General features: G+C 41.5%; 9 protein-coding genes and 1 pseudogene. 3 read left to right on the top strand and 7 right to left on the bottom strand.

What is annotated here, in order from left to right; translation table 11 throughout:
• The first annotated feature begins 9 nt into the window (after positions 1 to 9).
• Positions 10 to 576, top strand: coding sequence for a class I chromate reductase YieF (yieF, locus tag ACJHYR_RS16220; protein ID WP_001291268.1), 567 nt, complete (start codon positions 10 to 12; stop codon positions 574 to 576).
• Between the two features lie 53 nt (positions 577 to 629).
• Here the strand turns inward: yieF and adeP are convergent, their stop codons facing one another.
• Positions 630 to 1967, bottom strand: a complete 1338-nt coding sequence (adeP, locus tag ACJHYR_RS16215) for an adenine permease AdeP (protein WP_001316740.1) — start codon at positions 1965 to 1967, stop codon at positions 630 to 632.
• Positions 1968 to 2133: 166 nt separating this feature from the next.
• Between adeP and yieH the strand changes: the two genes are divergently transcribed.
• Complete coding sequence (gene yieH / locus ACJHYR_RS16210; RefSeq protein WP_059327810.1) at positions 2134 to 2799, top strand: 6-phosphogluconate phosphatase; 666 nt, start codon at positions 2134 to 2136, stop codon at positions 2797 to 2799.
• A 136-nt stretch (positions 2800 to 2935) separates the two neighbouring features.
• Here yieH and espY4 read toward each other — a convergent pair whose 3' ends face one another.
• Positions 2936 to 5344 carry a T3SS effector EspY4 gene (gene espY4, locus ACJHYR_RS16205; RefSeq protein ID WP_059327811.1) on the bottom strand — a complete coding sequence of 803 codons (2409 nt, stop codon included), beginning with the start codon at positions 5342 to 5344 and terminating at the stop codon, positions 2936 to 2938.
• Positions 5345 to 5652: 308 nt separating this feature from the next.
• Here espY4 and ACJHYR_RS16200 point away from each other — a divergent pair, with 308 nt between their 5' ends.
• Positions 5653 to 6840 carry a pentapeptide repeat-containing protein gene (locus tag ACJHYR_RS16200; RefSeq protein ID WP_059327812.1) on the top strand — a complete coding sequence of 396 codons (1188 nt, stop codon included), beginning with the start codon at positions 5653 to 5655 and terminating at the stop codon, positions 6838 to 6840.
• A 462-nt stretch (positions 6841 to 7302) separates the two neighbouring features.
• Here ACJHYR_RS16200 and ACJHYR_RS16195 read toward each other — a convergent pair.
• From ACJHYR_RS16195 to pstC, 5 genes and pseudogenes are all read right to left on the bottom strand, one after another.
• A pseudogene (locus ACJHYR_RS16195) lies at positions 7303 to 9802 on the bottom strand (type III effector protein).
• Positions 9803 to 10228: 426 nt separating this feature from the next.
• Complete coding sequence (gene phoU / locus ACJHYR_RS16190; protein WP_000377785.1) at positions 10229 to 10954, bottom strand: phosphate signaling complex protein PhoU; 726 nt, start codon at positions 10952 to 10954, stop codon at positions 10229 to 10231.
• 14 nt (positions 10955 to 10968) lie between these two features.
• Positions 10969 to 11742, bottom strand: coding sequence for a phosphate ABC transporter ATP-binding protein PstB (pstB, locus tag ACJHYR_RS16185; protein ID WP_000063125.1), 774 nt, complete (start codon positions 11740 to 11742; stop codon positions 10969 to 10971).
• A gap of 90 nt (positions 11743 to 11832) precedes the next feature.
• Positions 11833 to 12723 (bottom strand): phosphate ABC transporter permease PstA, encoded by an 891-nt coding sequence (pstA, locus tag ACJHYR_RS16180; protein WP_001251991.1) that lies wholly within the window; start codon positions 12721 to 12723, stop codon positions 11833 to 11835.
• Positions 12723 to 13682, bottom strand: a complete 960-nt coding sequence (gene pstC, locus ACJHYR_RS16175) for a phosphate ABC transporter permease PstC (RefSeq protein ID WP_000741620.1) — start codon at positions 13680 to 13682, stop codon at positions 12723 to 12725. The genes pstA and pstC overlap by 1 nt, the downstream gene beginning before the upstream one ends.
• Between the last annotated feature and the right edge of the window lie 8 nt (positions 13683 to 13690).

The raw sequence follows: 13690 nt of genomic DNA, 5'->3' as shown, positions 1-13690 counted from the left end.
GGAGTCATCATGTCTGAAAAATTGCAGGTGGTTACGTTACTGGGGAGCCTGCGCAAAGGCTCATTTAATGGCATGGTTGCACGTACCCTGCCGAAAATTGCTCCGGCGAGCATGGAAGTCAATGCGTTACCTTCCATTGCCGACATTCCCTTGTATGACGCTGACGTACAGCAGGAAGAAGGTTTTCCAGCAACGGTTGAAGCTCTGGCGGAACAGATCCGTCAGGCTGACGGTGTGGTGATCGTCACGCCGGAATATAACTACTCGGTACCGGGTGGGCTGAAAAATGCCATCGACTGGCTTTCCCGCCTGCCGGATCAACCTCTGGCCGGTAAACCGGTGTTGATTCAGACCAGCTCAATGGGCGTGATTGGCGGCGCGCGCTGTCAGTATCACCTGCGCCAGATTCTGGTTTTCCTCGATGCAATGGTGATGAACAAGCCGGAATTTATGGGCGGCGTGATTCAGAACAAAGTTGATCCGCAAACCGGAGAAGTGATTGATCAGGGTACGCTGGACCACCTGACCGGGCAATTAACCGCATTTGGTGAGTTTATTCAGCGAGTTAAGATCTAAATAAAAAACCCGCCAGCAATCATGCATGGCGGGTTTTTAACGCGCTATCGATTTTAGTGAGCGTCGATAAACACAATCTTCAGGATAAACAGCAGCGCAACGATGATTACGCACGGGCTAAGGTCACGCAGACGCCCGGTACCGATTTTCATCACGCAATAGGAGATAAAGCCTAACGCAATACCTTCGGTAATCGAGAAGCTGAACGGCATCATCACAGCGGTAATAAACGCCGGAACACATTCAGTAAGATCCTGCCAGTTCACGCGAGCAAGACTTGAGGTCATCAACACGCCAACGTAAATCAGCGCGCCAGCTGCGGCATATCCCGGCACCATTCCCGCCAGCGGCGACAGGAAGATAACCAGCAGGAACAGCAGACCGACAACCACTGCCGTCAGACCGGTACGACCGCCAACGGAAACGCCGGAAGAGGACTCAATATACGCCGTAACAGAAGAAGTCCCGATAAACGAACCGGTCACCGAAGAGATACTGTCGACATACAGCGCCTGCTTCATGCGCGGGAATTTACCTTTCTCATCCGCCAGACCTGCTTTATCGGTCACGCCAATCAGCGTACCGGAGGAGTCAAACAGGTTGACCAGCATGAAAGAGAAAATCACCCCTGCCAGCCCGAGGTTAAACGACCCGGCTAGATCTACATGACCCACGACTGTCATTACGCTCGGCGGCGCAGAAACGATGCCATTGTAGTGGACATCACCCAGCATCCAGCCCAGCAGCGTCGTCACCACGATGGAAACCAGCACCGCCGCGTGAATGTTGCGTGAGGCCAGAATAGCAATGATGAAGAAGCCGAGGATCCCCAGCAGTACGCTGTGAGAAGTCAGATTACCGATGCTCACCAGCGTTTCCGGGTTAGCGACAATCACACCTGCATTCTTCAGTCCCATCATGCCAATAAACAGGCCGATACCGCTGGTAATGCCCACACGCAGACTCACCGGAATGTTGGCTATCATCCAGTAGCGAACGCGGAAAATCGTCAGTAACAGCAGACCTATCGCGCCCCAGAAGATTGCGCCCATCCCGACTTGCCACGGCAAGCCCATCGCCTGTACAACGACAAAAGCGAAGAACGCATTCAGGCCCATTGCCGGTGCCAGTGCAACTGGCAGGTTAGCAAACAGCCCCATCATAATACTGCCGAATGCAGCAATCAGACAGGTCGTGACGAAGACGGCGCTGGTATCCATGCCAGCAACGCCAAGAATTTGCGGGTTAACAAAAACGATGTAAACCATCGTCAGGAAGGTGGTAAAACCGGCGATCACTTCGGTCCGTGCCGTCGTGCCATGTTCGCGCAGTTTAAACACGCGTTCCAGCATCCCCTGGCCAGAAGCCTGGGTTGTGTGTTGTTGACTCATTATCTATTTCCGAACAAGGAGGGAAAATCCGTCGCTATCGTATACCAAAATGAGACAATATGGACGGCTGAAGATAACTTTTTTTCATTGTATTTGCTTATACGGCAACGATTGCGTCATGCAAATTGGCATGACGAAAACGTTAAACTAACGATAAAGGAAAGACATGTCCCAGATAGAAGCGGTATTTTTCGACTGCGACGGTACGCTGGTCGATAGCGAGGTCATTTGCTCTCGCGCCTATGTCACGATGTTCAGGGAATTTGGCATTCACGTTGAGCTGGAAGAGATTTTTACCCGTTTTAAAGGCGTAAAACTCTACGAAATCATCGACATCATCAGTAAAGAACAGGGCGTGACGATGATCCAGGCCGATGCCGAGCACGTTTACCGCGCAGAAGTAGCTCGTCTGTTTGATACCGAACTTGAGGTCATCGCAGGAGCGAACGAATTGCTGGCGAGCGTTAACGTGCCGATGTGCGTTGTCTCTAATGGCCCGGTGAAAAAAATGCAGCATTCGCTCGGCAAAATCAACATGCTGCACTACTTCCCGGAAAAACTGTTCAGCGGTTACGACATTCAGCGTTGGAAGCCCGATCCGGCATTAATGTTCCATGCGGCAAAAGCGATGAATGTGAACGTTGAAAACTGCATTCTGGTCGATGACTCCAGCGCCGGCGCGCAATCAGGGATAGATGCCGGAATGGAAGTGTTTTACTTCTGCGCTGACCCGCACAATAAACCGATCGTTCACCCGAAAGTCACCACCTTTACCGAGCTGTCGCAGCTGCCTGCGCTCTGGAAGGCACGCGGCTGGAAGATAACGCGATAATCGCCTCCTTACTTCAACGCTTACACATCAGTCACGCTGGTTTGAGATAAAAAATACCAGGTGTCTGATGAGTAAGCGTCTATTCCCTATAAATAATTTATGTCGTTAATCGTCCAGTCGCTCACCCTCTGTATAGTTAAGCCTGGTTTATATTTTTCACAATATCGGGATACCGTTCGAACCAATCCAGAATATTAAGCATCGCGTTACTGATATTTTTATTCGCTTTATATTGATTCTCGCGTCTATGATTTTTAACAATATTAAGGTTAGAACGTATCTTATTGTCATCGTCAGCAATCTTCTGATTTAATGCCGCTACTTCATCCTGTACTTCTTGACTATTCCACTTGTCCCTTTTGTTATCAAATAAAGTCCTTTTATCATCTACTGATTTATCACGCTTTATGGTTAACTCTTTAATTTCTCGCAATAAGTCATCGTAATCTTTAATGGAAGATCTTATTTCCTCATAGTTTTTTAGTAAATCCTCCCTGTTAATTGCGAATGCACTGGAAAAATAGTGAAAATCGCGAGCATATTTATTGAGCCTTGAGTCGTAATCTGTCTTAAAAGATTTTATATGTTCCAGTTGGTTTGATAGTGCTTTAATTTGTTTTTCTTCAACACCTTCAAAAATGGGTGCAAGTTCCTTATATTCAAATGTTACATTTCTAACAGATTCTTTATGAGACTCCTTAATTTTTTTTTGGATAAATTCGGTTGGATTGTCAGTAAGTATTGTTCCATCTGGCGGCGGAATCATTTTATTTATTATAGATTCAACAAACTTAATTCGATCATTTTCTATCATATTGCTAATGATATTTTGTGCATTTTCCTGCATATCTTTAAAAATAAAAAACTCAATCCTACTATTATCAAAATGATATTTTCCCTCGTACGATTTATTTTCAACATAAAGTGTTGATAAAAACGACTCTAACTCTAAAAATGCGTTTTTATATTTTTCCTTAGTCTTTGACTCGGAATTATAAAAATTTATTACATCGATATTGATAGCACTTACCTTTTTTAAGAAATCAGATATTTGTTCTTTACTTATAGCTCCATCCAGATCCATATACATGTATTTTTGCGCTGTAAGACCATCTTTTGAATAATTTGTATTTGGATCAATAGCACAGTCTTTGCACCTATCTCCACTGTAATAATAGCCTAAATTTGCCCCAATCAAATTACTATTTTTAAAGAAGACATTATTGTTCTCTGTATTTTTCTTGCTAAATGAAGAATCGGTCCATTTCTTTATACTCTCTACGCATTTCGAAAAATTATCATCTAACTTAAGATTTCTCGATCTTCTTTCAATGTAATCAGAAAAATACTCTTTGGGGTTAAACATAGATCTATCTGAACCATCTTCACGAAGACCATCGTTTATTTTAATATGCTTCAAATTACAATTATAAAACACAGTCCCCGTATCCGGCCCCCTGATTTCATCATAATTAGACTTGTTGAACGAATTTGCCAAAAAATCCATTCCATGAGCATCAAGCCCTATTATATTACAGTTATAAAAATGACTCAGAAGTATACTCGAGCCAGGACAACATCCTCCCTGGATTATACAATCCTGAACGAAAGACTGCATAAAGAGATAAGAACCTAATTTTTCTTGAATACTATCAGGTTGTGTAACGGTGTAGATTTTAGACGTCTCACATCTATAATTTTCAATTTTGCATTTAGAAATAAAACAACCTTTAAACATACCTTTTATTGGTTTTTTATTTCCTGACCCCACAGTATCATCATTAGTCTCATAAAGCTGTATGTTGTTGAATTTACAATCCTCGAAATAACAATTTTCAAAAACCGGACCTTCAAGGTTAGGGCTGTTTATCACTCCTGAAAAAACTACATTTTTAAAACTACAATATTTTAATGAATTTAAAACATCCTTAGACAACGATGATAAATTGATTGTTGTATTAATAATAGGAATTTTATTTTTAATCAGTGTCGTAAGTTTTACAGCATAATCATCAAACATAAATCTCTTCAAGGGAGAATTATCAAAATGTAAATCATCAATATAATTATCAAGCGTTAACCTCTCTGAAGAAACCTGTTTTTTTTCGTTATCATTCGAAGTAGCCCCCGTGTAGAGATTAAAGGATCTACTCACAATAACTTCATTATTTTCATTTGTGGTAAAGTCTGTCTTAGTACTAAATCGCCATTGTTGTTCTTTTTTTGCCAGAGATTTAATCTTATCGAACACCTCGGCTTTGTTATCAACTTTCGTGACAAATTCGTAAATTAAGCCTTTGACTTCTTTAATATGAGAGCCGGGAAAAAGATCGCAAACAAACTCCCACAGTGTACGTTTTTTAAATAAATCCCCTTTGCCATCAAGAATATTTTCAATATCCTTAGAGTTTACATTATATTTCTTATCATTAATACTTAAAGCAATTTTATCACAATATCCTTTATGATTAAGTCTCTCCTTATTCATTGCTTCTAAAAAAGGATTAGTATTAAAAAGAACATCTGGTTTTAATTTAGCGACCATAAATCCTCCGGCGTGCAATATTGAGTTGTTGAGTTGTTTGAAAAACAATAACTTCTATGTTGTTAATTAACTGTACTGCTAGTTAGGTTAGCAACAAGTATTACTTATATTACCGGTGAATACTGTAAAAAATAGCTCATTATTTCCATTTTAACCCAGGGTGTTTACCCTGGATTTGCAATTTTTAGTGGGTTAACGGCACATTCGACGGATTAACCGCAGCATCAGAAAATGAGCGATTTTTTATAGCCGCTTTTATTGTCGAGGTTAAAATAAAGAGATTTTATTAACTTTTATCAAGGTGATTTATGGATAATCTTATTGGCACACCACCAAACTACGTAGTTCCCCATAAGTATATAGACACGGAGCAAATGGAATATTTATGTCATCTCAATCGTTTTTCTAAATCACCTGACGATTTTTTGATAACTGGTCAGAGAGAGGACCTTTTTACATATAAATATATTTTAGATGGCTCATTTTCAAATTTACAGCATTTATTTCCCAAAGGACAACTACAGAAGATACAACAGCGATTAAGTTCTCTTATGTATAAAAACATGTTTCATTGTTTTCATGTTTTTTTATTAAAACTATGCTCAATTGAGAGTATTCCTCTCCCAAATGCCGATTACGCTTTCTTTGATGACGAAATGCCATTTACATTAACTGATGAACAGATCGAAAATATTTCTTTTTTAAACGCATATCACAAAGAAAAGAAAGGAAACAACGACATTGTTACATTTGATTTCATGAGCGCTGATCACCACCATAATTTTAGCACAACCATAGCTTTAACAAATGATAGCTTCCATATATCTTCAATAAACAACCATAACGCACAGGTTATATTCGATGAAAACATCCATTTACATCCCTATGAATTACCAGAATCATCACAATGGTGTTATCAGTTAATAAAAAACATGATTTCTTTACATTGCAGATATAATAACAATTTCAAAATAAAAAAAACCTGTTGTTTTGATTTTAAAAATAAATCTTTTTGTAATGCCAGGTTGCAATATATAACGTTTATTGCATGTTTATTTTCACATGCAAACATGAAATATTCGACATTTCATGATGTTAACCTTGATATGTGTGATATAAAGAATTGCAATTTTGACAATTCAGAGATGAATTTCATTTCATGCGTCGGGACAAATTTTAGCGGTTCCACATTTAATAATGTAAAAACAACAACAGCGCAACTAATTAAGACACCAACAAAGTGGACGAATAACATTCTAAAATATTGGTTCTCCAGTTATAATAAACGTAATATCATCTTCACACTTAATACAATATCTGATAAAGATATAAAATTAAAAGTCGTTAAGGATATATTATTATCGTTGGTAGACCATAAGGCTAATATTTATAGTGTAAGGCAAGAGTTTCTGGATTTTCTTAATAATGATTTATATAAAAATGATGGCGAGATTCTTTCTTATAAAGAATCAATAATGTTGTTCTGTGCTGAATAGCCGAAAAATAGATGATTCAGATTAACTACCACACTCTATGTTGTGTTTATGTCAGGAAACAGGTCATTGTGAATCCTGACACCAGACTATGACTATCGCCCAGGAATAATCCACAACCGCTGGAAGTAGTCTCATTTCAGCAGGATAAAACCGTAGAGTGCGATTGCGATGAATAATAAATACAGGCTTATTATTCCAGTCTTTTTTATTGCGTTGGTTGATTCAAATGGCTCGGTTAGTAAAATGCACCATTCACTCGGAAAACTCAACATGTTGCACTCTTATACGCCGTCTGGAAAGGGCGTAGTAGTGATATAACCATTTAATCGTCTCCCAACATCAACGCTTACACATCAACTACACTGGTTTAATTAAAGTACACCAGATTACTGATGAGTAAGCGTCTTTTCGCATGACCTCATTATCACAGGAACGACTTGATCCGTTTATTTATTCGCCATGTTATTCAGTATCAATTTTCTTAATAGCTTTCACCATATTTTCATTTTCTTTTAGCCAACTCCTGATATTTTGAACTACATCATTAAGTGTATTTTCTTGTTGATACTCTTTCTCCAATCTCTCTGTTTCATCCTTAAGATGTAGAATCTCTTTACTTATGTTTGGTATTTTTCCATCTATCACCTTTATTATCCCCTTAATCTCATTAATTCTTTCCGCATCTTTTTTATCTTTATTGTCTTTATTATTTAAGTAAAAACCCTCTTTAATCAACTGATCCTTAGTATCGACTAAATCATTTCTTTCGACAATAAGTTTGGCATATTTGTCTTTTATATCGCCATAATTTTCCTTATTATAGTCATTATTTTTCTCAATTACCCACCGTAAATATTGCTCAATGCTAGAGAATAAATCGACTTTATCATCTACATATTTTGATACTTTCCTATAATCCCTGTAATTTATTTCCGTTCTTTCCTTAAATTCATTCAATGCTAAAAAAATCTTTTGCATTTTATCAAAATTATCATCTTCATGATTATTATTATAGTCTTTGTAAATATCCCGCAAATCATTAAAATTAAAGTGGAAGTGAAATCTTGCGCTGTTTGAAATAGCAGAACGATTTATTTTTAAATAGTTACGTTCATCGTAATGTCTTTGCCAAAAGAATCCAGTATAGAGGTTATGCATGAAATTCACTTTATCAATATCTATTTCATTGGCTATATCTTTTTCTATATTGTACAAAACATTTAATATAATATACTGGATAGCTTCACCATTAAGTTGATATTTTTTGCCTTCATCATCAAGATTGAAGCTACCCAGCTTGACCAACAAAGATTGTAAATATAATAGTTCCTTTTCGTAATGACTTATCGCATCCTTGCCATAATTATTGAATTCTTCTACCCATGAATTAACTTCCATTAAATTTTCCATGAAATCTGAAATGCCATTTTCAGCTATAGCTCCTTTCATGTCCATATAAACAGGAATTCTAATCTGGCTATTCGCAGCAAGATTACCACTTAACCAAGTGGTTGAAGGATCAATAGCACAATCATCCAATTTAATTCCATTGATTGACTCGCCCAAACAAGTTTTAAGTAAATTGCAATTACTAAGTTTTAAATATTTATCTATATCATCAGCAACGTATTTATCATTTATATAACGACCGCCACTCATATTAGGGAAAAGATTAACGTAGATAAGGTTTGAAATGTGTTTATCCAGATTAAGTTTACCTCCATCCTTTTTGAAATATTCTCTGGGATCAAAATCCAGTAAATCTTTGCGAATTCCATTTCGTTTGCATGTCATATCAGAGGAGCTAAAATCACACATATAAAAATGATTATCATATTTTAATTCACATCTATATTTGTGATAAAACGAAGTCCCTATGAAATCCATTTCAGCACCATTAAGCTTTGCTATTTTACAACATAACAAACTGCTTGCAATAATACTTGCATTTTTACACACTCCATTCAGAAGAGTACATTCATATACAAATGATTGCATAAACAGATATGCACCAACTGGCTTACCCACATTGGGATCTTGATTTACAGAGTATATTTTTGATGTATCTATGTTAAAATTTTTTATTTCACATCGATACAGAAAACACTCTTTAAACACGCCGTAAATAGGTATTTCATTATTTAGTTTTACTCGACACCTGGAGCTTATAAGTGACACATTCTCAAATTTACAGCCCTCAAAAAAACAATTTTCAAATACTGAACCATTAAGATTTTCGTAAGATATATTACCAGTGAATGTCACATTTTTAAAGTTACAATATTTTAAAGATGCCAGGGCTTCTTTTTCCAGTGCAGATAAATCAATTGTGATATTTTCAAAGGGGATTTTATTTTTTAAATATACGCTAAGCTTTTCATTATCATTTGGGAACTGTATTTTCAACATCCCTGATTGAAAAGCTTTTCTCATCAAAATGAATATCATGCTTATAAATATCAAAACTGATTTTTTCTGAAAATAAAGAATGCATTATCTTTTTTTCAGCATCAATATGATGATCTTGCGCATTAATATTTATTTTAAATACTCTACTAACAATAATATCTTTATTTTCATCTACAATAAATTCTGTCGTCGCATTAAAGCGCCATTGTTGATCTTGATCGGCGAGAGATTTAATTTTATTAAATATATCAGCTTTATCACCAGTTTCCGACACGAAATCTATAATGGCTTGTTTAGCCTCCTTAATATGAGACATGGGAAAAAGATCGAGTATAAACTCCCAAAGACTTCGTTTAAGAAAAGATTGACTATCACCAGCTAAAATGTTTGTTATATCTTTATGAGTTACTGAATACTTACCCACATCATCAAGAGACAAACCAATTTTTCCTGAATATTTTTGCGTTCTATTTTTTTCATTCAGATTTTCATCTGACATTTTAGTCAGAGTAGCAAATTTATCTGTAACTGTACTATATGATGATATAGCCATAATCATTTCTCCTGAACACAATATTTATTCGCCAGCTCACAATACATAACCGTTTTGTATAAAAAAGAACACTTTGGTGTTGTTTTGATACGATTATGACTAAACCACCTATGAATACTGTAAAAAATCGCTCATTTTTCATGTTCCGATATAGGGCTTTTACCCTGGTTTTTTGTTTTCTTTTCCATTTTCTGTGCGGGTATCGATATAAATGAATGGAATAACAAAAATGTTTTTATAGCGGGGCACTACATTAAAAGTAAAATAATTCAAATGAAATAATATATTTGCATTGCACTGGGGAGAGTTTCGAGGTGAGTTTGAGTGGCAATATTTCAGGGAGAAAGTTTATCAGCCCGGTAACTATGTATGACCGGGCTGATTGCCAGATTCGGCGTAAAAGCCTTATCTGACCTACAGTTAGCGTTACTCTTTCGGGTCTTTTCCGGCCAGCAGTTTATCCAGCTCATCACCGCCTACATGACGGAAATCCTGACCTTTCACGTAGTAGAAGATAAACTCACAGATATTCTGGCAGCGGTCGCCGATACGTTCGATTGAACGCGCACAAAACAGTGCGGTAAGTACGCTTGGAATGGTGCGCGAATCTTCCATCATGTAGGTCATCAGCTGACGAACAATACCTTCGTACTCCTGATCGACTTTTTTATCTTCACGATAAATACGTACCGCTTCGTCAATGTCCATCCGCGCGAACGCGTCGAGCACGTCGTGCAGCATCTGGATGGTATGACGGCCCAGCGACTCCAGACTTACCAGCAACGGCTGATGCTGCTGGGAGAATTTCTCCAGCGCAGTACGGCAGATTTTGTCCGCCACATCGCCAATACGCTCCAGTTCGGCAATGGTTTTACTGATCACCATAACCAGACGCAGGTCGCTCGCCGTCGGCTGGCGTTTGGCAATAATGCGCACGCAGGCTTCATCGATCGCCACTTCCATCATGTTGACGTTCTTGTCGCCTTCGATGACGCGCTTCGCCAGATCGCTGTCCTGGTTATGCATCGCGGTGATTGCATCAGAAAGCTGCTGCTCCACCATGCCGCCCATGGTCATCACCTGCGTGCGGATGCTTTCCAGTTCGGCGTTGAACTGGCCGGAAATATGTTTATTAAGATTGAGACTGTCCATAACGCACTCCTGAATCAACCGTAACGACCGGTGATGTAGTCTTCTGTTTGTTTCTTCGCTGGCTTGGTGAACAGATCGTCCGTGTTGCTGAACTCAATCAATTCGCCCAGGTACATAAACGCCGTGTGGTCGGAACAACGCGCAGCCTGCTGCATGTTGTGGGTGACGATCACTACGGTGTAATCCTGCTTCAGTTCGGTGATCAGCTCTTCAATACGCCCGGTAGAGATAGGGTCGAGCGCCGAACACGGTTCGTCGAGCAGCAGCACTTCCGGGCGAATGGCGATACCACGCGCAATACACAGACGCTGTTGCTGACCACCAGAGAGAGAGTAACCGCTCTGGTGCAATTTATCTTTGGTTTCGTTCCACAATGCGGCTTTGGTCAATGCCCACTGCACGCGCTCGTCCATGTCGGCACGGGAGAGCTTCTCAAACAGACGCACACCAAAGGCGATGTTGTCGTAGATGGACATCGGGAACGGCGTCGGTTTCTGGAACACCATGCCCACTTTCGCACGCAGCAGGGCGATATCCTGAGAGTTGGTCAGGATGTTGTCGCCATCGAGCAGAATTTCACCTTCCGCACGCTGTTCCGGGTACAGTTCAAACATTTTATTGAAGGTACGCAGCAGCGTCGATTTACCGCAGCCGGACGGCCCGATAAACGCCGTTACCTGGTTTTTAGCGATATCCAGGTTGATGTTTTTCAGGGCATGGAATTTGCCGTAGTAGAAGTTCAAATTACGAACCTGAATTTTACTCGGGGCAGTTTCAACCATACTCATTGCAATCTTTTCCTCATCGTGCCTGATGCACTTCGCTAATCAGGCTTACCGTAGGCCGGATCAGGCGTTCACGCCGCATCCGGCAAAGTGTTAACCGTGTTTATTCTTCGCAAAAACAACGCGCGCCAGAATGTTCAGCAGCAGTACGCACAGGGTGATGATCAATACCCCGGCCCAGGCCAGTTGCTGCCATTCCGCAAACGGACTCATCGCAAACTTAAAGATCGTCACCGGCAGGTTGGCGATCGGCTGCATCATGTCCGTGCTCCAGAACTGGTTGGAAAGCGCGGTAAACAGCAGCGGCGCGGTTTCACCAGCAATACGGGCAATCGCCAGCAGGATACCGGTCATAATCCCGGACACCGACGCTTTCAGCGTGATCGCGGAGATCATCTTCCACTTCGGTGTACCCAGCGCATAAGCCGCTTCACGCAGGCTGTCCGGCACCAGTTTCAGCATGTTCTCGGTGGTGCGGATAACAATCGGCACCTGCAACAGCGCCAGCGCAATCACGCCCGCCCAGCCGGAGAAGTGCTCCATCTGCGCCACCACAATGGTGTAAACAAACAGACCAACCACAATCGACGGTGCGGAGAGCAGAATGTCGTTAATGAAGCGAATCACTTCTGCCAGCCAGGATTTACGACCATATTCAGCCAGATAAATCCCCGCCATAATGCCCAGCGGCGTACCGAATACCGTGGCCCACAAAATTAACAGCCCGCTACCCGCCAGGGCGTTCGCCAGACCACCGCCTTCCGTATTGGGCGGCGGCGTCATTTCAGTGAACAGCGCCAGCGACATACCGTCGATACCGCGGGTGATGGTGGACATTAAAATCCAGATCAGCCAGAACAGACCGAAGGCCATCGTCGCCATCGAGAGCGTCAGCGCAATACGGTTTTTGAGGCGGCGACGCGCCTGCATTTTGCGGCGGGATTCCGCCAGCGCCGCAGTGGTTTGCATTTCAACCATAGCCATTAGCGTGCCCCCTCATTCTTAGCCAGGCGCATAATCATAAACTTCGATGCGGCGAGGACGATGAAGGTAATCACAAACAGGATCAGGCCCAGTTCCATCAGTGCAGCAACGTGCAGACCGGATTCCGCTTCAGCAAATTCGTTCGCCAGCGCAGAGGTGATACTGTTGCCCGGCATGTACAGCGAGGCGCTGTCGAGCTGGTAGGTGTTACCGATGATAAAGGTCACCGCCATGGTTTCACCGAGCGCGCGCCCCAGCCCCAGCATGATGCCGCCGATAACCCCATTTTTGGTGAACGGAAGAACGATACGCCAGATAACTTCCCAGGTGGTGCAGCCAATACCGTAGGCCGACTCTTTCATCATCACCGGGGTTTGTTCGAATACATCGCGCATTACCGCCGCAATGTACGGAATGATCATGATGGCGAGGATCACGCCTGCCGCGAGGATACCGATACCAAAGGCCGGGCCAGAGAACAGCGCGCCAACAATCGGAATATTCGACATGATATTGCCGACCGGCTCCTGGAAGTAAACGGCGAACAGCGGCGCAAAGATAAACAGGCCCCACATGCCGTAAACGATACTTGGAATGGCAGCCAGCAGCTCAATGGCGATACCCAGCGGGCGTTTCAGCCAGCCAGGCGCAAGCTCGGTCAGGAACAGGGCGATACCGAAACTCACCGGGACGGCGATCAGCAGCGCGATAAACGAGGTCACCAGCGTACCGTAGATCGGCACCAGCGCCCCGTAGATATCGTTCGGCGCATCCCACTCTTTGGTCCACAGGAAAGCCAGACCAAATTTCTGAATGCTCGGCCAGGAGGAGATGATCAGAGAGACAATAATGCCACCCAACATCAATAGCACAATCAGCGCCGCCAGTTTTACCAGCACGCTGAAAATTATGTCGCCCTTTTTACCCGGTGGGTTAAAAGCAGGCTTGGTTGCAGCCATAAGTTACT

Source organism: Escherichia sp. WS1450 (assembly GCF_046487395.1).
Classification (GTDB): domain Bacteria; phylum Pseudomonadota; class Gammaproteobacteria; order Enterobacterales; family Enterobacteriaceae; genus Escherichia; species Escherichia coli.
Note: the sequence above shows the minus strand (reverse complement) of the source record. Positions and strands in the feature narration are given on the sequence as shown.